This window comes from Chitinophaga agrisoli (assembly GCF_008386695.1).
Taxonomy (GTDB): Bacteria; Bacteroidota; Bacteroidia; order Chitinophagales; family Chitinophagaceae; genus Chitinophaga; species Chitinophaga agrisoli.
Window position 1 is genome coordinate 1 of sequence record NZ_VUOC01000002.1, and the last position, 24,078, is coordinate 24,078.

16 protein-coding genes are annotated in these 24,078 nt (G+C 51.1%); 8 read left to right on the plus strand and 8 right to left on the minus strand.

Annotated elements, in window-relative coordinates:
• Window positions 1–55 precede the first annotated feature (55 nt).
• Both F0L74_RS07525 and F0L74_RS07530 read left to right on the plus strand, forming a co-directional pair.
• On the plus strand, window positions 56–6,214 hold the full coding sequence (locus F0L74_RS07525) for a T9SS type B sorting domain-containing protein (protein WP_213086920.1): 6,159 nt from the start codon (window positions 56–58) through the stop codon (window positions 6,212–6,214).
• A gap of 350 nt (window positions 6,215–6,564) precedes the next feature.
• Window positions 6,565–10,863, plus strand: a complete 4,299-nt coding sequence (locus tag F0L74_RS07530) for a T9SS type B sorting domain-containing protein (protein ID WP_149837262.1) — start codon at window positions 6,565–6,567, stop codon at window positions 10,861–10,863.
• 130 nt (window positions 10,864–10,993) lie between these two features.
• On the opposite strand, the gene serA is transcribed toward F0L74_RS07530, so the two are convergent.
• The gene (gene serA, locus F0L74_RS07535; RefSeq protein ID WP_149837263.1) at window positions 10,994–12,229 is read right to left on the minus strand and encodes a phosphoglycerate dehydrogenase; all 1,236 of its coding nucleotides are present in this window, start codon (window positions 12,227–12,229) and stop codon (window positions 10,994–10,996) included.
• Window positions 12,230–12,544: 315 nt separating this feature from the next.
• Here serA and F0L74_RS07540 point away from each other — a divergent pair, with 315 nt between their 5' ends.
• Window positions 12,545–13,753 (plus strand): serine hydrolase domain-containing protein, encoded by a 1,209-nt coding sequence (locus F0L74_RS07540; protein WP_246197650.1) that lies wholly within the window; start codon window positions 12,545–12,547, stop codon window positions 13,751–13,753.
• A gap of 4 nt (window positions 13,754–13,757) precedes the next feature.
• On the opposite strand, the gene F0L74_RS07545 is transcribed toward F0L74_RS07540, so the two are convergent.
• Window positions 13,758–14,738 (minus strand): cation diffusion facilitator family transporter, encoded by a 981-nt coding sequence (locus F0L74_RS07545; protein ID WP_149837264.1) that lies wholly within the window; start codon window positions 14,736–14,738, stop codon window positions 13,758–13,760.
• 67 nt (window positions 14,739–14,805) lie between these two features.
• Window positions 14,806–15,090 (minus strand): DUF2905 domain-containing protein, encoded by a 285-nt coding sequence (locus tag F0L74_RS07550; RefSeq protein WP_213086921.1) that lies wholly within the window; start codon window positions 15,088–15,090, stop codon window positions 14,806–14,808.
• 190 nt (window positions 15,091–15,280) lie between these two features.
• Between F0L74_RS07550 and F0L74_RS07555 the strand changes: the two genes are divergently transcribed.
• On the plus strand, window positions 15,281–16,201 hold the full coding sequence (locus tag F0L74_RS07555) for a S1C family serine protease (protein WP_149837265.1): 921 nt from the start codon (window positions 15,281–15,283) through the stop codon (window positions 16,199–16,201).
• Window positions 16,202–16,310: 109 nt separating this feature from the next.
• Here F0L74_RS07555 and F0L74_RS07560 read toward each other — a convergent pair whose 3' ends face one another.
• The gene (locus F0L74_RS07560; RefSeq protein ID WP_149837266.1) at window positions 16,311–16,895 is read right to left on the minus strand and encodes a hypothetical protein; all 585 of its coding nucleotides are present in this window, start codon (window positions 16,893–16,895) and stop codon (window positions 16,311–16,313) included.
• A gap of 190 nt (window positions 16,896–17,085) precedes the next feature.
• Between F0L74_RS07560 and F0L74_RS07565 the strand changes: the two genes are divergently transcribed.
• Window positions 17,086–17,610: a HEAT-like fold family protein gene (locus F0L74_RS07565; RefSeq protein ID WP_149837267.1), complete on the plus strand. Its 525-nt coding sequence runs from the start codon at window positions 17,086–17,088 to the stop codon at window positions 17,608–17,610.
• Between the two features lie 5 nt (window positions 17,611–17,615).
• Here F0L74_RS07565 and F0L74_RS07570 read toward each other — a convergent pair whose 3' ends face one another.
• Window positions 17,616–18,635, minus strand: a complete 1,020-nt coding sequence (locus tag F0L74_RS07570) for a fatty acid desaturase (protein WP_149837268.1) — start codon at window positions 18,633–18,635, stop codon at window positions 17,616–17,618.
• A 343-nt stretch (window positions 18,636–18,978) separates the two neighbouring features.
• Here F0L74_RS07570 and F0L74_RS33220 point away from each other — a divergent pair, with 343 nt between their 5' ends.
• The 3 genes from F0L74_RS33220 (at window position 18,979) to F0L74_RS07580 (ending at window position 19,863) form a co-directional block, all read left to right on the plus strand.
• Complete coding sequence (locus F0L74_RS33220; protein WP_188315905.1) at window positions 18,979–19,143, plus strand: hypothetical protein; 165 nt, start codon at window positions 18,979–18,981, stop codon at window positions 19,141–19,143.
• Between the two features lie 60 nt (window positions 19,144–19,203).
• Window positions 19,204–19,383, plus strand: a complete 180-nt coding sequence (locus tag F0L74_RS07575) for a hypothetical protein (protein ID WP_149837269.1) — start codon at window positions 19,204–19,206, stop codon at window positions 19,381–19,383.
• A gap of 75 nt (window positions 19,384–19,458) precedes the next feature.
• Window positions 19,459–19,863: a GreA/GreB family elongation factor gene (locus tag F0L74_RS07580; protein WP_149837270.1), complete on the plus strand. Its 405-nt coding sequence runs from the start codon at window positions 19,459–19,461 to the stop codon at window positions 19,861–19,863.
• Between the two features lie 294 nt (window positions 19,864–20,157).
• On the opposite strand, the gene F0L74_RS07585 is transcribed toward F0L74_RS07580, so the two are convergent.
• The 3 genes from F0L74_RS07585 to thrS all read right to left on the minus strand — a co-directional run bounded on the left by F0L74_RS07585 (window position 20,158) and on the right by thrS (window position 24,072).
• Window positions 20,158–20,652, minus strand: coding sequence for a hypothetical protein (locus F0L74_RS07585; RefSeq protein WP_149837271.1), 495 nt, complete (start codon window positions 20,650–20,652; stop codon window positions 20,158–20,160).
• Between the two features lie 505 nt (window positions 20,653–21,157).
• Window positions 21,158–22,003, minus strand: a complete 846-nt coding sequence (infC, locus tag F0L74_RS33870) for a translation initiation factor IF-3 (RefSeq protein WP_262714230.1) — start codon at window positions 22,001–22,003, stop codon at window positions 21,158–21,160.
• A gap of 128 nt (window positions 22,004–22,131) precedes the next feature.
• Window positions 22,132–24,072: a threonine--tRNA ligase gene (thrS, locus tag F0L74_RS07595; RefSeq protein WP_149837272.1), complete on the minus strand. Its 1,941-nt coding sequence runs from the start codon at window positions 24,070–24,072 to the stop codon at window positions 22,132–22,134.
• Between the last annotated feature and the right edge of the window lie 6 nt (window positions 24,073–24,078).

Below are 24,078 nucleotides of genomic sequence, written 5' to 3' on the forward strand. Positions count from 1 at the left end.
TACCACTGCAGCTGCAGGTGGAGACCAGAATCACTGTAACATCAGCAGCTTCACCATGGCCGCCAATGCTCCTGCAGTAGGCGCCGGTACAGGAAAGTGGACCATCGTATCTGGTGCAGCCACCATCGCTGACGCTACGGCTCCCAACACTACTGTAACAGTAGCGGCGGGTAATGTAGTTGTATTGCGCTGGACCATCAGCAATGGCAACTGTCCCTCCAGCACTGATGATGTAACACTTATAAATTATCAGGCGCCCAGTCAGGCTGCAGCAGGCAACGACCTGTTTGGTTGTGAACTGCCATCCTTTACCCTGGGCGCCACGGACCCTGCAGTGGGTACCGGCGTTTGGACCATCGTATCCGGTACGGCTACGATCGCCAACACTGCCCTCTATAACTCTGCGGTAACAGTACCTGCTGGTACCACCGCCGTATTACGCTGGACAGTTAGCAATGGCAGCCCAACCTGTACCTCCACTACAGATGACGTATCAATTACAAATTATCAGAAGCCCTCTCCTGCAAATGCAGGCGCTGATCAGAGCGGTTGTAATGTGACCTTCTTTGATATGGCCGCCACTGCGCCTACAGTAGGTACTGGCACGTGGACTGTGGTATCTGGTACAGCTACCATCCTTACGCCCAACAGCCCAACTACCAGGGTGAATATTGTCCCCGGCAACACAGCGGTATTACGCTGGGCGGTTTCCAATGGCAGCCCAACCTGTCCGCCCAACACCGATGGCGTACAGCTGACAAGCTATAAATTGCCTACCACTGCGGATGCAGGCGCAGACCAATCACATTGTAACATCAGCACCTTCACCATGGCCGCCAATGCTCCTGCAGCAGGCGCCGGTACAGGTAGCTGGAGCATCGTGTCCGGTACCGCCACCATCGCTGATCCTGCAGCTCCCAACACTACCGTAACAGTAGCAGCGGGCAATACAGCAGTATTACGCTGGACCATCAGCAACGGTGGTACTGTTTGTACGCCGTCTTCTGATGATGTAACATTAATAAATTATGAATTGCCTTCTGCGGCAGTTGCAGGCGCTGATCAGAGCGATTGTGATGTGACCTTCTTTAACATGACCGCTACCGCGCCCACTGTGGGTACAGGTGTGTGGACCATTGTATCCGGCACAGCCACCATCGTTGCGCCCACCAGCCCAACCACCCGGGTGAACTTAACGCCCGGCAGCGCGGTAGTATTACGCTGGACTGTCTCCAATGGCAGCCCAACCTGTACTCCCCGCACAGATGATGTAACGCTGATAAGCTATAAAGCGCCTACCACTGCAGCTGCAGGGGTAGACCAAAACCACTGTAACGTCAGCGCCTTTACCATGGCGGCCAATGCTCCTGTAGCGGGCGCCGGCACTGGAAAGTGGACCATCGTATCCGGTTCAGCCATCATTACTAACCCTGCAGTCCCCAACACTACCGTAACGGTAGCGGCGGGTAATGTAGCTGTATTGCGCTGGACTATCACCAACGGTAACTGTCCTCCCAGCTCCGATGACGTAACACTTATAAATTATCAGGCGCCCAGCCAGGCAGCAGCCGGCGCTGATCAGAAAGGTTGCGAACAGACTTCCTTTACATTGAACGCAGTTGCACCTGCAATAGGTACCGGCCGTTGGACAGTAATATCTGGCACAGCTACTATCACTGACCCGACCCTCCGTAATTCTACGGTAACAGTGCCTGTAGGTACCACCGCGGTATTACGCTGGACAGTTAGCAATGGCAGCCCAACCTGTGCTTCTACCTCCGACGACGTATCAATCACAAATTATAGAATGCCGTCTGCTTCCAACGCAGGCCCGGATAACAGCGGTTGTAACGTGACCTTCTTCAATATGACCGCGACTGCGCCTACAGTAGGTACCGGTGTATGGACCATTGTATCCGGCACAGCTACCATCGTTACGCCCACCAGCCCAACCACCAGGGTGAACTTAACTCCTGGCAGCACGGTTGTATTACGCTGGACGGTTTCCAATGGCAGCCCAACCTGTCCGCCAAGTGCCGATGACGTAACGCTGACAAGCTATAAAATGCCTACCACTGCGGTTGCAGGTCCAGACCAGTCACATTGTAACAACAGCACCTTTACCATGGCGGCCAATACTCCTGCAGCGGGCGCAGGCACTGGACGCTGGAGCATAGTATCCGGTACAGCCACCATCGCTAACCCGGCGGCTCCCAACACCACAGTAACCGTAGCTGCGGGTAATACGGTAGTATTACGCTGGACCATCACCAATGGTCTCGCCTGTACGCCAAGCGCCGATGACGTGACACTGGTGAACTACGCTATGCCAACCATAGCAAATGCAGGCCCCGATCAAAAGGCTTGTAACGTAACCACATTCACCCTCGCGGCTAACCAGCCAACAATAGGTACCGGCAGATGGACAGTTGTCCTGGGCTCCGCTACGCTCAGCATTGCCAACCCGGCCCTCTTCAATACCACAGTGACCCTGGCAGCAGGCGACTCTGTGATCCTGCGCTGGACTGTCACTAATGGTACTTGTGCGCCTAGCACAGACGATGTTACATTAGTAAGCTACCGCGCGCCGGCTACAGCCGCTGCCGGTGCAGACCAGCAGCAATGTAACAACACTGCCGGCTTTACCATGAATGCAAACGCACCTGGCGCAACCGCTACAGGCACATGGAGCATCGTAAGCGGCACGGCTACCATCACAAATATCAATGATCCTAAAACGATCGTAAAAATAGCGCCTGGCGTAACCGCCACCCTGCGCTGGACCATTTCCAACGGCGTGTGTATGGCTACTACAGATGATGTGACCATCACCAACGTAGCCCTGGTAATGGGTAACACCATCAGCGCAGATCAGACCGTATGTCTGAACGAGATACCGGCCGCTTTAACCGGCGGCACGCTCTCCGGCGGTACCGGTACGTATACCTACCAATGGCAGAGCAGCACGGTAAGCGCCAGCACCGGCTTTGTCAACATCGCCACCGCTACCAATGCTACTTACACCCCGGGTGTACTGGCTCAGGATACCTGGTTCAGAAGGATCGTAACTTCCGGCCCTTGCGCCAACAATATCAGCAACGCTGTGAAGATCACCGTTGTGAACAAACCGCCGGTAGTAGTATTTGTACCCGGCCCGCTGACGGTAGATTGTGAAATGGGTAAGGACTACACTACCCTCTTCGGTACACCGCAATTCAGCCATACACCGTATACCAACATGCCGCTGACTGTGACCTTCACCGATGCGCATACCATTAACGGTTGTACACAAACATTCACCCGCACCTGGACGGCAACTGACAAGTGTGGTATGAGCACCACCGCCTCCCAGACCATTACCGTGGTAGATACGTCAGCGCCGGTATTCACCTCCACAAAACCTGCTGATGTAACAGTAGATTGTGACAAGATACCCGCAGCCGTAACGCTCACCGCGATGGATAACTGTATGGGCGCCCTCACCGTATCACCTGTAGAAACCAGGCAGAACATCCCCGGCGAGTGTGCTAATAATTATAAACTGATCCGTACCTGGACAGCAACAGACGGCTGTAGCAACAGCCTCACCCTTACACAGGTGATCACAGTGAAAGATATGACCGCTCCGGTGTTCACCATGACGCCTCCCAGGGATACGCTCGTAAACTGTGATGCTGTACCCGCCGCCATCACCCTCACCGCTACAGATAATTGTACGCCGGGTGTGATAAATGTAACGGCTACAGACGTACGCCAGAGCATACCGGGCAGCCAGTGTGCAGATAACTACCAGATCATCCGTACCTGGATAGCGATGGATGTCTGTGGCAATAAGGCTACTGTAAAACAGACCATTACCGTACAGGACACTACCCGTCCTACCTTCTCTATACCGCAGCCGGCAAATGTGACCGTGGATTGTGATAAAGTACCTGCCTGGCCGGTAATAACAGCAAACGATAATTGCTCCGGTAACGTGAAAGTGGTAGTAGGCGAACAGAAACTGCCCACGCAGCCTGCTTGCCCCAACAACTACCGCCTGGTACGCACCTGGACAGCTACCGATAATTGCGGCAACATGGCCAGCATGCAACAGATCATCACCGTACAGGATACTACCCGCCCTGTATTCACGGTAAGGCCTCCGGCTGATACCACCGTGGATTGTGACAAGGTGCCGCCGATTGCTACCAATGTGGTAGCTACGGATGCCTGCTCCGGTAATGTGAAGCTGAGCCGTACACAGGTACGTGAAGCGATACCTGGCGCTACCTGCCAGAGCAACTACCGCCTGATCCGTACCTGGATAGCAACTGACGAATGTGGTAACCAGGCTATCTGGCGCCAGGTAGTAACCGTACAGGACACCACACGCCCTGTAATAGCGCCTGCTCCGGCAGATATCACGCTCACCTGTGGTCAGCCTATCCCTGCTGCTGCTACCTTAACTGCTACCGACAATTGCGATGGCAGCTTCCCGAAGCCGGCAGCTATGAGAGAGGATCCTTATGTGAAAGATGTATGCGCTGGTTATACTATTATCAGAAGATGGAATACCAAAGATGGTTGTGGCAACCAGGCTATCGAAGTAGTACAGCGCATCACCGTGATGCCTTGTCCGAAACCGGAACTGGACCCGTCATTACCAATGAACTGTTCCGACAACCCGAACTTCACGCTTAAGCTGAAGACGATCGTAAACAATCCTACCTACACCCTGATAAGTGTAGTGCCGGCCAACGCTGTAAGGGTGCCTTTAACACAGTCAACTCCTGTGTTTAACCTTAACAACGCTACACAGGCCAGCTTTATAGTAACAGACGGTGTAACAGGTTGCGTATCCGATACCGTAACGTATAGCCTCCAGTACAACAACAAACCAATGGTGAACCTGGGCAACGATACTACGATATGCGGCGGCAACAGCCTGATACTGGATGCAGGCGCAGCTAATTTCGCCTACACCATCCGCTGGTCTACCGGCGAAACCACCCAACGTATCAATGTATCCACAGAAGGTACTTACTGGGTATCTGTGACCAATGGCATCTGTACCACAATAGACACCATCCATGTAGTGGTAGTGCCCATGCCGCTGGTGAATATTCCGGACGCCTCCATATGCCGCGGCCAGAGCGTGAAACTGGATGCCTTTGTAGATGGCGGCAACTATCTCTGGAGCACCGGCGAAACCGCCTCTTCTATCCTCGTAAGCACACAGGAACAATTCTGGGTGAAAGTGGTGAAGAGCGGCTGTATCACCATCGATACCGTGAACGTGACCGTGAATCCTCCGCCGGATTTCAGCCTGAACCGCGATACCACGATCTGTCCTGACCAGTCTATCATGCTGACAGTGAACGTAACAAACGGCGGTTCCATCCGCTGGGCTACAGGCGCCACTACTTCCTCTATCGTAGTGAACGAACCTGGCCAGTACTGGGTAACTATCAGCAGGGATAATTGTATGGTAAGGGATACGGTGAATGTACGCCTGCAACCTTCCATCACAGTAGACCTGGGACCAGACAGGCAGATCTGCCCCGGCAGCCAGATCTCTATAGACGGTACTACCAAAGACGCACTCTCCTACCTGTGGAGCGATGGCGATCCTAACCCGGTGAAAGTGATCACCGCTGTTGGCGAATACAGGCTCGATGTAATGGACCGCTTCTGTCAGCGTATCTTCTCAGACAGTGTAAGGGTGATGCTGGCAGGTATGCCGGAAGTGAACCTGGGCAGAGACACCGTAATGTGTATCGGCGAAACACTGAGATTACGCGCAGATGGCAAAGACTTTAACCGCGTGTTATGGTCTGATGGTACAACCGGGCCATTCATAAACGTAACCAAACCCGGCACCTACTCCGTAACCGTGTTCAATGATTGCGGAAGCAGTACAGACCAGATCACGGTTGACTACACACAATGTGATCCTGAACCGCACTTCCCGAACGCCTTCACGCCTAACGGCGACGGCCGGAACGACGTCTTCAGACCAGTTGTACGTGGACCGATGTACGAGTATGAGCTCCGCATCTTCAACCGCTGGGGTGAGCTGATCTACCTGGGCCGCGATCAGAAGAAAGGCTGGGACGGCAGGTACCAGGGACAACCGGTAAGCATTGGCACGTATGTATGGTGGCTCACCTACAAGAAAATGCCAGGCGGTAACCCCAACGTGATCAAGGGCGAAATCACCGTCGTGAAATAATACAAGACACAAAAAAATAAAGAGGGATTCCTACTTCAGCGAATCCCTCTTTTTTGAGCAAATACATGAGAGTTTTTATTTATTTAAACATTTGTTAAGATGATACACATCTATACGCTATTATAGATCACAAGGGGAAACTATGCCAGCTACATGATTACAGAGGTAGTGAACCGCTCTCTGATTGGAATAAAATTGTTTAGTAATACTTCAGACCAGTGATTAGATTATCAGCCTTCCTATGCCTGATCTTGGCTTTTGTGAGTGATGAAACCGTATTGGGACAAGCTTACATTAACGCGCCTAAAAATGTATGCGTGTCTAGTGCCAGCAGCCAACTGTTTTCCACCATGAGTGCGAACGTGACCGGGGAAACCGTAACGGATATCAGTTGGACCATTACGCCCGGCTCAGTTGGGACAAATTATAAGATATTATATGGCAAGGTGAACGCCCCCCTTCCAGGTGCTCAGCCCCTGGTCGTCACGTTCCTCAAAGGCGATATAACCTACACTGTAACCGCAACGATGAATACGCCCAGCGGGCCTTACACAGCATCCACTACCCTCAGGGCCGATAGCTGCCGCCTGCCGGATTGTAAAGGGCCCGATGTAAGCGCCTCCAAAGCTGGTTTCCTCGATAACTTTGGTACCGCGTCCATTCGTGACGATCTGGATCCCGCCAAAGTAAGCACACAGTATACGGCCAATCTCACCGGACCCCTCCAGCCTGGTGAATATTGCATTTTCAGCGCTACCAACGATCCCGGTACACCGGCAGAACCTACCCGCGTATTAAATCCTGATTGGGCAGATACCAGGGACCATACCCGCCAGACAGATGGCGCTATGCTGATAGTGAATGCAGACGCCGCCCAGAATATCTTCTATAGCAGAAGGGTGAATGGCCTTTGTAAAGGCGCCCAGTATAACGTAAGCGCCAGCTTAAAGAACATCGATAGCCGGGCTTTCTTTGAATCCGGCTGCGGCGCCAGCTATACCAACCCAAGCGTAACATTTGAAATACTGGACGCTGCCACTAATGCAGTGTTATCCACTTTCAGCTCCAAAGAAATTTCACCGCAGATGTCCACCGCTTTAGATAGCGGTTGGCAAACCGTGTCTTTCAACTTCAAAACGGTACCAGGCGTATCTGATGTAATTGTGCGCCTCCGTAATGGCAGCACAGGTACCTGTGGTAATAATATAGCGATAGACGATATCTCATTCTCCTATTGTACGCCTTTTATCTACTCCTTCTTTGATGGTCAGACAGACCAGCTGGGGGGTGAATATATTATGTGTGCCGGCTCTCCTACTAACCTTACTTCTGCCTATACACCCAAAAACTATTTTGATAAGCCTAATTATTTCTGGCAGTACAGTAAAGACAGTATCAGCTGGACAACCATCAATGGTGATGGCGATGGCGTAAGCGGTACAGATACCGATGTGCTGCACTTTGCAGAAGGCTCCGTGTTACTGGAAGGTGATACCGTAAAGATCGATACCATCTATTTCCGTCTCCATATCTTCGAAGATGGCAATGACGAGAGCTGCGCCGCACCGTCCGTACCCATTACGGTAACGCTGCTGCCCAACCCGAAAGTAAAAGTGGCCGATAACCAGATCTGTTTGGGCGATACCGCCACCCTGGTAGCCACCGGTGGGTTTGACCGCTATGAATGGGATTCCCCCATCAGCCTCGAAGACTCCATTGTGCAGGTATGGCCAACCGAGACCTCTATATATACGGTAACCGGTTACAAGACCTACGGCTTCCAGGGCACAAGGACCTGTAGCCGCACAGGCCAGGCAATTGTGATCGTGGATGATAAACCAATAGTGGAGATCACTACCGCCACGCCGGATTCCATCTGTCTGGGCACCCAGGTAGATCTGAAAGTGGATGATGGCCTTGCCATGTACGATGTACTCTGGAGCCCCACCGGCGCCACTACTACAGAAATACAGGATCTTCCGGCCACACCGGGCGCTATTGACTACACCGTGACCGTGACAAGTGGCGTCTGCGTGGTAAAAGACACGGCGCATATTACCGTGCTGGATATCCCAACCGCCAACGCCGGCGTGGACACTGTCCGCCAGTGTAACGACGGGAACTTTACGATGAGCGCAACGCTGGGTGCGGATGAAACCGGGAAGTGGACCATTGCAGGCCCTGACAACGGCGCAATCATCACTAACGACGCCGATCCTATGACTCCTATAACCGGCCTGGGTGGTGGGCAGACTGTGACATTGGTATGGTCAGTGCACAAAACGCTGATCACCACTTGCGTAAGTACCGATACAGTGGTGCTTATGAATGTAACGGCGCCCATCTCCAGCGTGGCCGGACCAGACCAGCAACAGTGCGGCATTGCCGACATATTTACCATGGCCGCCAATACGCCGCCCGCCGGCGCCGTTGGTACCTGGGATGTGAAACAAGGCACTGTTACAGACATCAATGACGTTAACACGCCTACCACCACCGTTACCGTAAGTGGTATACAGGATGTGATGCTCACCTGGACGGTTTCCAACGCAGTATGCGCCGGCAAACCAGACACCGTGATCCTGCATAAGACCAACCCGCCTTCCATGACATTGGGTATTATCCCCGATGCCTGCAGCAAGGCGGCCACCTTCGCTATTCCTTATACCGCCGTTAGCGATAACCCGCTTAAATACGATGTAAGAGTGGCGGCTGCCAATGCGATGCCCGGTTTTGTTACCGTAACAGACCTGGACATCACCAAGGACACCCTGCGGGTCCCCTGCCCGCTTGGCATTCCGGAAGGAACCTACGACTTTATCCTGACCGTTAAGAATGACGGTGCGGGTTGTAGCACAGATATACCGTTCTCCGTACCGGTAGCCTCCATAACAGTATTGCCCGCCAGCATTGCCATAGATAAACCGGAAACCTGCGCCGGCAGCACCGTTATGCTAACAGTACAGGGCGGTACCCTGGGTACCGGCGCAAACTGGGTATGGTACCAGGATGCATGCGGTGGCGCCTCCATTGGCTCCGGCCCAGGCATCAGCGTTACTATTAACAAAACCACCTCTTTCTTTGTAAGGGCAGAAACCGCCGGCGCCTGTGGCAATACGGAATGCGTTTCCGCCACCGTAACACTGGTAGACAAACCGCCGGTGACCACTTTTGTACCAGGCGCCCTCACGGTGGATTGTGAGGCCGGTAAGGACTATACCACCCTTTTTGGTACGCCCATATTTGATCACACACCTTTTAATGTAATACCGGTAACGGTAACATCTGCGGATGTAAGCACCGTTGTAGGCTGCACCCAGCAAATTACCCGCACCTGGACCGCTACTGATGACTGCGGATTTACGGCTACCGCCTCCCAGACCATCACCGTGGTAGACAAAAAAGCACCCGTATTTACTACGCCTAAACCTGCAGATATTACCGTAAACTGTGACGCCTTACCCGCAGCGGCTAACATGGAAGCTATGGATAACTGCGCCGGCCTTATTACCGTAACGCCCGTAGAGACCAGGGAAGCCATCACCGGCGAGTGTAACCTGAACTACAAGTTAACGCGCACCTGGACCGCTACTGACCCCTGCGGCAACAGTACCTCCATGGTACAGGTGATCCTCGTGAAGGAGATCACACCGCCTGCCTTTACCACGCCCGTTCCCGCAGATGTTACCGTAGATTGCGGTAACCTGCCAACACCCGTGACCATGGTTGCCGCAGAAAGCTGCACCGGCAGTCTGATCGCCGCTAACTATACGGATACGCGCAAAGACCTGGGCGGTAGCGGCTGCACTTACCAGGTGCTGCGTACCTGGAGCGCTACAGACCCTTGCGGCAATACCGCTACTGTAACGCAGACCATTACCGTACAGGATACCACCCGCCCGGTATTTACCGTACTGCCGCCGGCAGACGATATCGTGAACTGCGATGCTATCCCCGCGCCCGCAAGCGATGTTGCCGCTACGGATAACTGCAGCGCCCATGTAAAGATCAGCCGTACGCAAACGCAAGCGCCCGTGAATATCCCTGGTACCTGCGGCAGCTACCGCATTACCCGCACCTGGACGGCCACCGATGATTGCGGTAATACCAATACCGCCCAGCAGGTGCTCACCGTTTATTGCGACGGCACGCCTAAGATCGATCTTGGCCCGGATACCTCGCTTTGTAACGGCGAAGCCGTACGCCTCCGCGCAGATGGTAACGGCATCACCAGCATCCGCTGGTCTGATGGCTCCACCGGACCGGTACTTACCGTAACCCAGGCCGGTACTTATGGCGTAACGGTTACCAACGAATGCGGTCAGGCTACTGATGAGATCTCTATCAAATTCACAGAATGTGATCCTAAACCCACTTTTGCCAACGCCTTCTCTCCTAACGGCGACGGTCTTAACGACTACTTCCGCCCCGTGTTACAACGTGGCCAGATGAATGGTTACCAGTTAAAGATCTATAACCGCTGGGGCCAGCTGGTATATGCAGATAGCGATCCGCGCAGAGGGTGGGACGGTTCTATGGCCGATGGCCACCAGGCTAATGTAGGTACCTACATCTGGTGGGTGACCTATAAGAACGATCACGATAAACAGCCCGTTGTAGTAAATGGTATCGTAAACGTGGTCAAGTAAAAGAAAAAGACCCTTGCCAATAAAAACAAAAAGCCGTCTCCATGTAACAGGAGACGGCTTTTTTAATATTTGCCCAATAAAAAAGGGCCAACCATTGCTGGTTAGCCCCTATGAATAAGCTATGCGCTGATCAATAAAGCATCCTTGTCTTGATCGTGTGTTTCACATCCTTTAATGCCGCAAAGGCCTCCTGCGATAACGCCGTATCTACATCCAGCACCACATAACCGATCTTATCGTTTGTTTTCAGATACTGCCCCAGGATATTGATCTTCTTTGCAGACAGCGCCGTATTGATCTCTGACAATACCCCCGGTACGTTCTGGTGGATATGCAGGATGCGGTGCGTATGCTCGATCGCAGGAACGCTGATCGCCGGCACGGTATGGGAGCCAAAGCTGGCGCCTTTTTCCAGGTAATTCAGCATTTTGCTGCTAACGTCCAGGCCGATGTTATGCTGCGCCTCTTCCGTACTGCCGCCAATATGCGGCGTTAAGATCACATTGGAAAGGTTTTGCAGCGGCGTTGAGAATGCTGCGCCATTCTTTTCCGGCTCTACCGGGAATACATCTATCGCTGCGCCGGACAGTTGTCCTTTTTCCAAAGCATCTTTCAGCGCATCCAGGTCTACCACTTCGCCGCGGGCGTAGTTAATAAAGATGGCGCCCGGTTTTACATGCTGCAGGGTTTGCTGATTGATCATATTGGTCGTAACCGGCGTAGATGGCACGTGCAGGGAAATGATATCAGACTCCGCAAAAAGGTCTTCCAGCTTTTTGATCTGTACGGCGTTACCCAGCGGCAATTTGGTCTCTACATCATAGTAGCGTACGTTCATGCCCATGGCCTCTGCCAATACGCTAACCTGGCTGCCTATGTTCCCATAGCCAACGATGCCGATGGTTTTACCCCTCAGTTCATAACTGCCGGTAGCTTCTTTTTTCCAGCTGCCTTCATGGGCTGCTTTATTCTTGTCAGGAATACGGCGGATGAGCATGATCGACAGACCGATCACCAGCTCAGCCACAGAGCGGGTATTGGAATACGGCGCATTAAATACTGCCACGCCGTTCGTGCAGGCGGTTTTCAGATCTACCTGGTTGGTGCCGATACAGAAACAACCGATGGCCTGCAGCTTTTTCGCCGCCGCCAGCACATTGGCCGTGACCTGTGTTTTGGACCGGATGCCCAGTAAATGCACGTCCTTGATCTCATTGATCAGCTGCTCCTCGCCAAGCGCCCCAGACAGACGGCGCGTATTGATATAGCCGGCCTGCTTGAACTCTTCCACCGCAGCGTCACTAATGTTCTCCAGTAAAAGGACATTGATCTTTTCTTTCGGATAACTTGTCAGCTTCTGCTCCATATATTACAAATCTTGTTATGCGTATCTAGCGTAATCACAATTGGCTTAATAATTGTGGTTTGGTTGAATCAAGGCACAAACCTAACAGAACTCAGGCAATAATCAAACACTAGGCCCGGCAAATTTGATATTGTCAAAAAATATGCAGTAGTTTGCTACGTTTTTAAAAAAAAGGTAAAAAAAGGGGTCAGTTGTTGGGCTGCGGTCACCACATTCACCGGGAATGGAGCAGATACAAGATAAAGATACAGAGATAACAGCGCTAACAACTCAATCCTGCAATAAATGACTATAGACTATTGACTACCAGTTGACATGAAGCGATTGAAAGCATTTTTCTACATTTTAACCATATCCGGCATAACGGCGTACTCCGTAACAGGTTGCCAGAGCAATTCCGCCCGCGACCGTTCTTCATCCGTACCCAAAAAAGGAGACCCGGCCTACGTGCTGCCGGAGAGCGAAAAGGAAAAGGAAGCAATACTGAATGCTCCCCGTACCAAACAACAGCAGGCCGAACTGGCCGATTTCTTTAGCCACAAGCTATTAAGGACCGGCTTTAACGGCGCGGTACTGGTAGCAAAAAAAGGCGTGGTGATCTTTGAACAGTATCATGGCGTGGAAGACTTCCGCAGCAAGATGCTCATCAACGAGAACTCCTCCTTCCAGCTGGCATCTGTATCCAAGACCTTTACCGCCATGGGCATCCTGCGCCTGATGGAACGCGGACAAATAAACCTGGAAGATACCCTGCAGAAATTTTACCCGGACTTTCCATATATGGGCATCACCGTAAAAATGCTGCTTAACCACCGCAGCGGCCTGCCCAACTATCTGTACTTCTGCGATAGCCTCTGGCGGGATCATGAGACCTTCATGACCAACGAAGAGCTCATACGCCTCATGATCCAGCACAAGCCGCCCATGCAGCACCAGCCGGATACGCATTTCCAATACTGCAATACCAACTACATGCTGCTGGGAGCCCTGATAGAAAAGATCAGCGGCGAAAAGTATGCGGACTTCATGAAACACACCTTCTTTGAGCCCCTGGGCATGACCAATACTTTTGTATTTGATCCAACGGGCACTCCCCGCCCCCATCAGACCGTCAGCCATAAATTCAATGGCAAGGCGGAACCGGATACCTATTTCGATGGCGTGATCGGCGACAAAGGCATTTACAGCACCGCCCAGGATATGTTGAAATGGGACCAGGCCCTGTATAGCGGTATCCTGAAGCCAGAAACCCTGCAGGCGGCCTACACGCCCTACAGCAATGAGAAACCCGGCATCCGCAACTATGGGCTGGGCTGGCGTTTAATGATCTACCCGGACAGCACCAAGATCGTTTATCACAACGGCTGGTGGCATGGCAATAATACCGTCTTCTACCGTTTTGTACAGGATACCAGCACGCTTATTATCTTAGGTAATAAATATGACCGCGCTATTTATCAAGCCATACAGCCTATCCGCGCTATTTTGGGGCATGGGGATGGTGAAGATGAGTACGAGGAATAACACATCATTCCCCGTGTTTCCTGTTTGGCAGTACATTCTCCCTGGTCCAGCTGATCTTTCCCGTAAACGCATCTTTTCGCACGGGGCAGTTCAATAACTGGCAATAATGGCAACAGCTGGGAATACAGGGATCCGCATGGATAAAGAACTCTACCTCGCTGCCGGGAAACCCGTTATCTACCAGCACTTCCACTGCTTTCAGCTGTTCATGCGCCTGGCTCAATTCCATATAATAGGGCAATGTTATATGGCAGTCGATATGGTAATTATTACCGTATTGCTGCACGCGCATATTGTGTACATCGATCCAGGTCTCATGACGGTGGGCGCTCAGTATACTGATCACCTTATCCACCACCTGCATATCTGTCTCGTCCATCAATCCGGAGATGGAACGGCGCAACATCTGGTAGCCTTTCCGCAAGATCAGCGCGCCCATTATCACAGATACCAATGGGTCCATCCAGGTCCAGCCGGTAAAATGGATGATCACCAGTGCAGCTATCAGCCCCAGGCTGCTATATACATCCGTCATAATATGCTGGCCATTGCCGGTGATCGTGATAGAAGAGAGGGAACGGCCTACACGCACCAGGTACACGCCCAGCGCCAGGTTCACCAGCATGGTGGCGCCTATCAGCCACACGCCCTGCATCACATCTTCCAGCGGGTGCGCGCCGGTAAAATACTGGCCTGCTTTTACCAGGATAAGACAGCCCGCAATAAAGATCATAGCGCCCTCAAACCCAATAGAGAAGAACTCCACCTTGCCATGCCCATAAGGATGGTTCTCATCACGCGGCTTTCCCGCCAGGTAAATACTGTAACAGGCAAAAGCGCCCGCTACCACGTTAATGATAGACTCCAGCGCATCTGACAGGATAGCCACAGAATGCGTTAAAAAATACGCAGTGAACTTGGCGGCCGTTAACAGAAAGCTGACCAGTAATGAAAGCAGGATAATACGGAATTCTTTTCTCAGCAATGGTTTGGTTTTGGCGTTTGTATTGATGGTGCAAGAAAAACAAAAAAGCGGAAAAACGGGAGATGGATTATTTAAAGAATTTCCCTATGATAAAGAGTAACAAGCTGATAACCAGGCTTAACAACAACATGGTGGTTATAGGCGCATAGAACCGGAAATTATCCCGCTGGATCCGGATATCGCCCGGGAGGCGTCCCAGCCATTTAAACTTATCACCGGATACCCAGAGCAACAACCCCAGGGCAATGGCGATAATGCCTATAATGATCAGTATTTTACCGGTATCTTTCATTAGCAGACTGTCCTGATACCCGTCCGCAAAACAGGTATCTGCGCTAACGAATGTATGCATATTTCACCCACCCGCCAATATTCCGCCCATCCAGCCACAACTGCACATCCTGACACCCAAACATCCGCACATCTGCAAATTTGCACATCCGCACATCAGCACATCAGCACATCCCCCCTGCCCTTTTGGCACTCCCCAACCCTGGCCTGCTTTATGCGTTGCAACTCTCAATCAAAAAAAGGAGGGTAATATGGATGCCTACTCAAACATCATCCATAATGCGGTGGAAGCCGCAGGAAGATCAGTTGTAAAAATAGAACGCCTCGATGCCGGCAGGAAAGTGACCGGCACTGGCTCAGGCTTCTTCTTCTCATCAGACGGTTACCTGTTCACCAACTCCCATGTAGTGCACAAAGGCAGCTATTTTAATGTGATGCTGCACGATGGCAGCGTATACGCTGCCGTACTGGCCGGGGAAGACCCGGACGCAGATATCGCGATCCTCAAAACATCCGCCTTCGACTTCCAGGTAGCGCAGCTGGGCAACGCCAGCGACCTGCAGATAGGCCAGCTGGTCATCGCCATTGGCAATCCGCTGGGCTTTCAGCATACCGTTACAGCTGGCGTGGTAAGCGCACTGGGGCGCTCCCTGCGCAGCGGCAACGGCGCACAAATGGACGACATGATCCAGACGGATGCCGCACTGAACCCCGGTAACTCCGGCGGGCCGCTCATCAACTACAAGGGCGAGGTAGTAGGCGTAAACACCGCCACCATACAGGGCGCACAGGGTATTTGTTTTGCCATCAGCATCAACTCCGCCAAGATCATCGCGGCAGAGCTGATGCAATACGGAAAGGTGAAAAAAGGTTACCTGGGCGTACTGTTACAACAGGTCACACTGGTGTCTAAACTGCGTACCGGCTTACAGCTCAGGAACAAAACAGCGCTGTTCGTGACCAGCGTAGAGGGGCAAAGCCCGGCCGCCAAAGCCGGCCTGCAAAGCGGAGATCTCATCGTCACCTTCAACGGTGGTATGATCGAAACGGCAGACGCCCTGTTCCGCCAGCTGGGCCGCGATAAGATCGGGCAATTCCAGCACATGGAGGTGATACGCCAGAACAGGATCGTAGAATTACGGGTAACACCCATTGAGAAGAAAGCAGCGTAATTCTAATGCTGCGTGCTGTTTGTAAACTGCGGCTGCATAGATGAAGTATTCATTTATACAGCCGCAGTTTTACATTAGCATATCAGCACATTAACCCCTGACCGCCCGCTCACCTGAAATTAAATATACAGCCTATTCCAAAGACTTGTGCCTTGCTGCCACTGATCCCTTGCATAAAGGACAATTTGTATTCAAAAATACAACCTGGCTGTGCATAACGGATACCTGCATTAACGCCCGGGCCCCAGGTGGTCTTCTTTAATTCCGTAACGCCGCCTGATGGTTCATCAGGAGGCACATGATCAAATACTCCCTGGTAGTGAAACCCCAAACCACCGCCGGCAAAGAAACCAAAGCGGCTCCGATTACTCCCGGAAGAACCGCAGCCCATATTAAAGTTTAACATCACTGGAATGTCCACCATCACGCTCGGCGCAGGATCACCTTTATAATCATCCCGGTAATAGTTGCCGCCAAAGCCCACCGTTAGTGGAATACCTACAGATAGCGACCTTTTATCGTTTTCCCTGAAACAGAAATAGGGCGCATAGGTGATGCCCCCGCCTACTGTATTATCACGAAAACCTTTGGGCTTGAAGGAAATAAAGTTGATACCAAGACCATGGTGCAAGCGCTGAGCGAAGGAGCTAATGCTGGCAAGGCATATGATAGCCAGCAACATTGTTTTTTTCATTGAGTTGTAAGTTTGTTTTAACTGCCTCATGAAACCTGGCACAATTTGGTAAAGGGGCCGCACGAGGTGGCAGTAAGGGTTTAGGGATTTTAAATGATTGCGCTCACTCAGATAAACTCAATGCACCATAAATATATCTAATTAACTCAACATACAAACATCCTGTAAAGAATTATTAAATTCAGGGCGAATGCATCTATTGAACGAAATATTACAGGAACATTCCCGCGAACAGGCCATAAAGATAACGGCCTGGATTGGCGCTGATAAAGCCCGGATGGCCCGGTTAATGGAGCTGTTCCTCCACGGCCAATACCGGGTGGTGCAGCGCGCTGCCTGGATCATGAGCATGGTGGCCCACAAACACCCGGAGCTGATAACGCCGCATTTACCCGTCATGATCCAGCGGATGGAGGCCCCCGGTATCCCCGTAGCCGTAAAACGGAATGTGACCCGGGTACTGCAGTTCCTGCCTATCCCTCCTGATCTGCATGGCGTCGTCATGCAACAATGTTTCGCCTTGCTCGAAGATCCAAAGGAAACCATCGCCGTACGTGCCTTTTCCATGACGGTACTGGCTAAAATGGCGAAGGATTATCCGGATATCAAAAATGAGATCCGGATAATCCTTGAGGACCAGTTGGCCCATAACCCCAGCCCGGGAATCCGGTCAAGGGCAAAAAAAGTATTGATCGAAATAAGCAGATCAAAATAGATCGCCTATCTGGCTTCTACAGTAAATTTCTCCTTTACCAGTTCCTGGTCAGGTTTAGACTCATCTGTAAGTTTCACCTTACCGCGGTCGTTCCTTACAATGCGGGAGAACAGGGAGATCTCCTTATCAAACAGGAAACGGAAGAACAGTTTGGTCCAGGAAGTATGGTAATGCAGCGTATTATAATAACCGGATGCATTCTTCCTGATCTGCGGCAGCTTGTTCCACGGAATGGAAGGAAAATCGTGGTGCTCATTATGGTAACCCACGTTAAAGGCCACGGTATTCAGCACGCCATAGTAGCTGTACGTTTCCTGCTCGCCATGGGTCAGATAGTGCTCCTGGATCCAGCGGGCGCCCAGTGGGTGCAGCCCTACAGAGAAGAAGAAGCTGGCCGCCAGGAAACCAATAGCTTTAGGCCCCATAAACACGGCGATAGCCGCCACAAACACGATCTGCACACCCCAGTTCAGCGCCACCCATTTGTCAAACGGCTTGATCTCCTTTAAACGGGAGATCCTGAACACCTGGAACACCGGGTAGAACAGCAACCATAAAGCCTTACCAATGAAGTAGTTATTGATGAGTTTTGCTTCCCAGCGGTTAGGCAGGTCAGCATCCAGCTCATGGATACCCTGGAAGGAATGGTGTTTGATATGATACCGCTCAAAAGACACAGAGCTAGGCATCAGCTGCGGCACATTGGCCAGGATGCCTGCCAGGCGGTTGGCGTTCGGATTCTTAAACAGCAGCTTATGCGCGCACTCGTGGATCATCACGAATAACGCATGGTCCGCAAAAGCGCCCAGCAGGTAAGCCGCGCCCAGTACAATCCACCACGACTGGTCACGCACCAGCCATGCCATCACGATCTGGAAAGAGACCAAACCGATGATAGCGAAAATAGTCAACGGGTTCTTACCGATCAGCTGCCTGATATCGGGATGCTCCTTCAAAATCTCTTTAGTCCGGATACGATGCGGCTCCGGGTTAGCCGAGTGCACAAAGTCTGTTCTTGTTCGCATAAATGGCAAGGTACTTAATAATAACCCCAAATATACAATTAAGGAATTATTATTATTTGTTAAAGTTATGGACCCCTGAAGGGCAGCTTATCAGGTCAGGATCCGTTGCTATTTGCCCCGGCCTGTCTTTCCATTTTACTGCCTGTTATCATGGCGTCCTCCAATCATCTAATCGTAGCTAATTTTCCCTTAATTTGATGTAAATAGCTATTGGTGCAAATTAACAATAATCCGCATATTTTCAACGGTTCATCTCTCAATACCAGTATTTTACCGCCGCCTCCGCCCGCCGCCACCCGAAAGATGGGACCGTTCATTGAAAATAATTTCGTATATTTAGCCCATGAGGGGACAAGACAAACATCCTGCCACTACCACATTTACGAAGCATTTCATTGCTGACGTAGAGAATGGCTGTATCTCCTCCTTTACGGAGTTCTACCCTTTCTGTCTTGAGCTCTATTACTACTCCACATTTAAGGATTTCAATACCGCCCATCTGGCCTGAGCATACACCTCAGGGATTGTTTGCATGTATTAATTGCTTCATCCGGTAAATTATTTCCTTATGTTCCGAAATCATTCCAGGGTTTCTGTAGCAAGGCCTGTTACGGTTTTGCTGGTATTCCTCAACGCTATCGTGTTAAAGTACGGCCTCATCTTAGGGGACGATTGGTACCTGCTGCTGCCGGTCACCATTCCTATGCTCATTACTTCGCTGGTGATCTCACCCGGTAAAAAGCCATAGGCCATACTGCACATATCATTTACCCACGCTGCCAATGGCAGCGTGTCTCCATCACATAAATAAAACCTAAGCCATATGAAAAGATCAAATGAGCCAAACCCGGTCATCATGACCGAGGAAGATTACAACCTGCTAAAGCCCCTGGCCCGCCAGGCGCCCATTATCCGTGAAGAAATGTCCCTGCTGCATGAGCTGGAGCGCGCCATTATTGTAAAACAGGACGCATTGCCCCCGCATACCGTCCGCCTGAATTCTAAGGTTACCGTGGTGAATATAGAAACGCAGCGGCTACTTGACTTTACCATCGTATTACCCGAGCATGCAGATATGGACCGCAATAAGGTCTCCGTGATCAGCCCTTTGGGCACTGCGCTGATTGGCTTCCGGAAAGGAGAAGAGATCACCTGGGAAGTACCCGGTGGGTTAAAACGCTTCCGGATACTGGATGTAACGGCCCCGGTGAATGTTAGCCGGGGTTAAATGGATATAGTAGAAAGCCGCTAACGCTGTAGCAGTATTGGCGGCTTTCCTATATGGACTTCATGACAATATACTGCGCTTGCAAACCTGGCCAATACAGGTAAATTCAATGGCGTTCATGCCAATGCTCATGGATATCCTGTATAAAGGCCCGTTCGCAGATAAAATAAGGCTGTCCCCATTATTCAGGTGTTTGAAGCATATACCATAAGACGGCTAAGAAATTAGTGAACAAAAAAGCCGCTCTCCACCATTCCGGAGAAGCGGCCTTTGTAATATACGATGGAAAATATCTTAATTCTTTCCCACAAACAAAGACCAGTGGTCGCTGAACGGGGTATATGAAAAATCATCACCGGTTTTGGCTTCTGTGCGGTTATCGCACAGGTCATGATAGTAGTAATAGTGATGAAAATCCTCCTTCTCTGCGCTGAGCTTATAGATATAGAGGCTGTATTTATCCGTGGCGTCGCAGGGCCCTTTCTCCAGGTTCACAGAAGCCACCTTCAGCTCACGCATCATATTGGCTACCGTAGGGTTGCATACTTTATTATTGCTGATCTTGGGATCCTTCTCACAATCTACAATAACATACCGGGTATATTCAGTATGGTCCAGCTGCGGCACGATCAGGGAATCGATCATATGATTTAACTGTTTCAGCTTTTCCTCATTCTGGTAAAAACTGGTCTTAAAATACTCTTCGTTGGTTTGACGTTTACAGGCGGAGAACAGTGTGACAATAATACAGCAAAACAAAAGTGCATGACACTTTGATAGTAAATTCATACGGGAACAGGATTTTAAGGATTAGTAAAAACTAACTGCTAAATAGGGGTCTATGTGATGGCTAGCGCGTCTCTATACCTGATTTTGGTTCTTTTAGTCGTCTCGTAACAGTCTTAGTGGGTCATTCAGGTCAAAAGACAAACCCGCATTACATGACTGTCACAAATATATAAACAAATTCTAATAGTAAACAAAATTAATTTATTTGTATTGTATATATGAAGGAGGAATGGTGATGCTTAAAGGCACTCAAAAATCAGGTTCCCCTGCCCTAATCCGTTTACGCCGCCCTTTTTTTCGCCAGGCCGGCAACTTCCCGCTCTTCATACACTCACACCACGCCCACCATGGTAAGATCTCCCGCTGCTCCCCAAATCACTCATACCAAGCCCCTTCCCACCAACTTCCCCAAATAAAAAACCGTCCTGATACACCTATCAGGACGGTCCTATAATTATTAACCATAGTTCAATTTAAAACCCCAATTATCCGGGCAGATCCAGCATTATTTATTCTCCTGCTGTTTGATCTCTACGATCGGACGGGAGGTTGATGCCGGCTGCTGCTGAGGCGCTGCCTGCGGCCCCTGCTCCCTGTTACCAGCTTCACGGGGGGCGCCAGCTTCCCTGGGTGCGCCAGCTTCACGCTGCTCACGGGGTGCACCGCCTTCACGTGGTTCACGTGGTTCCCTGGGTGCGCCGCCTTCCCGAGGCTCACGCGGCTCTCTGGGAGCTCCACCACCTTCCTTTTCCTTGCCTTCCTTAGCGCTGCCTGGTTTCTTCTTGGCAGTCTTAGGCGCAAATATGGCGATCATACGTTTGCCCTCCATCGTAGGCATGCCTTCCAGGCCTCCTACTTCTGCCAGGCGCTCTGCAAACTTCAGCAGTATCAGCTCTCCACGCTCCTTAAACATGATAGCGCGGCCCTTAAACTGCACATAAGTCTTCACTTTGTTGCCATCCCTGAGGAATTTCTCCGCATGTTTGGCCTTGAAGTCGAAGTCATGATCGTCCGTATTAGGCGTAAAGCGGATCTCTTTGACCTCGCTTTTATGCGCATTGGCCTTCATTTCCTTCTCCTTCTTCTTCTTCTCGTAAAGGAATTTATTATAGTCAATGATGCGGCATACTGGGGGGGTAGCATTTGGGGATATCTCTACCAGGTCCAGCCCTTGCTGTTCAGCCATATGCAGGGCCTCATCAGTCCTGTAAACGCCTACTTCCACATTATCTCCTACTAACCTCACTTCCGGCACACGTATCATCCTGTTGGTACGATGTTCTTGCTGTTGTTCCCTGCGAAAGTTCGGGTTTCTCCCGCGGTTAAAATTTGGTCTGGGTGAATTTTGCATTAAAAAGTAAAAAGTTAATTAATAATTGTCCATTGTTCCTGGCCCCTGGAGTTTTAAGCCGGACCATTTTACAATTCTTACAAATTTAAAGTTAAAATACGTAGCAATTATTATACCTGGAATGAAAATTATTCAAAAGGCCTCCGGTTCACCACTTCGTCGTTCACCAAACCGATGAACTGCTCCAGTGGCATCGTACCCAGATCGCCCTTTGCCTGCCGTCTTACAGCTACTACTCCATCTGTGGCTTCTTTCTCACCCAGTACGAGCATATAGGGGATTTTGGCGAGTTCCGCTTCCCGGATCTTCTTGCCTATTTTTTCGTTACGATCATCTATCTCTGCACGAATTTCAGCTTTTTTTAATAATTCTGCCACTTTTTCTGCATAGATCAGGCTTTTATCACTAATTGGCAGCACTTTTACCTGGGTAGGCGTTAACCACAGGGGGAATTTGCCGGCGCAGTGCTCTATCAGCACCGCCACAAACCGCTCCAGAGAGCCAAATGGCGCACGGTGTATCATCACCGGCCTATGCTTCTGGTTATCCGCGCCTATATACTCCAGCTCAAAACGCTCCGGCAGATTGTAGTCCACCTGGATGGTGCCCAGCTGCCATTTACGGCCCAGCGCGTCCTTCACCATAAAGTCCAGCTTGGGGCCATAGAATGCTGCCTCGCCATATTCTACTACGGTATTCAGCCCTTTTTCTGCGGCAGATTCAATGATCGCCTGCTCCGCCAGCTGCCAGTTCTCATCAGAGCCAATATACTTGCTCCGGTCTTCCTTATCACGCAGCGAGATCTGGGCGGTATAGTCCGTAAAATCTAAGCTGCGGAATACATACAGCACCAGGTCAATTACCTTAATGAACTCTTCTTTCACCTGGTCCGGACGGCAGAACAGGTGCGCATCGTCCTGGGTAAAGCCACGTACACGGGTCAGCCCGTGCAGCTCGCCATGCTGCTCATAGCGGTATACGGTGCCAAACTCCGCCAGGCGTACCGGCAGGTCTTTGTATGATTTGGGCGATGATTTATAGATCTCGCAGTGGTGCGGGCAGTTCATGGGTTTCAGCAGGAACTCCTCGCCTTCTTCCGGCGTGCTAATGGGCTGAAAGCTATCCTTGCCATATTTCTCATAGTGACCGGATGTTACATATAGCTGCTTGCTGCCGATATGGGGCGTTACCACGGGCAGATAGCCGCTTTCCAGCTGCGCCTTCTGCATAAAGCTCTGCAGGCGCTCCCGCAGCATGGCGCCTTTAGGCAGCCATAACGGCAGGCCCAGGCCTACCTTCTCAGAGAAGGTGAACAGCTCCAGTTCCTTGCCCAGCTTGCGGTGATCGCGTTTTTTGGCCTCCTCTATCAGGGTCACATATTCATCCAGCTCTTTCTGGCTGGGGAAAGTAACCCCGTAAATGCGGGTCAGCATCTTATTCTTCTCATTACCACGCCAGTAAGCGCCGGCAATGTTCGTGAGCTTGATAGCTTTAATAAAGCTGGTATTGGGAATGTGCGGGCCACGGCACAGGTCCGTAAAACCGCCCTGGGTATAAAATGTGATCGCCCCATCCTGGAGCTCGTTGATGGTCTCTACCTTGTACTCGTCTCCCTTGGTCGAAAAGTACTGCAGGGCGTCTGCCTTGCTTACTTCCTTCCGCTGATAGGCGCTGTTTTGTTTGGCCAGTTCTACCATCTTGGCTTCCAGCTTCTTCAGGTCCTCGTCAGAGATGGTCCGGTCGCCCAGGTCTATATCATAATAGAAACCAGTCTCGATAGAAGGGCCATATCCAAACTTTACGCCGGGGTACAGCGCTTCCAGGGCCTCTGCCATCAGGTGGGCAGAAGAGTGCCACATGGTTGCCTTGCCGTCCGTATCTGTCCAGGTGAGCAGTTGTAATGTGCTGTCTTCTTTAATGGGACGGGTGGCATCCACTACCTGCCCGTTCACTTTTGCAGCCAATACTTTGCGCGCCAGCCCTTCGCTGATGGACTTGGCGATGTCTAATGCAGTTACACCTGATTCATACTGACGTACTGCGCCATCCGGTAAAGTAATATTGATCATAGTTAT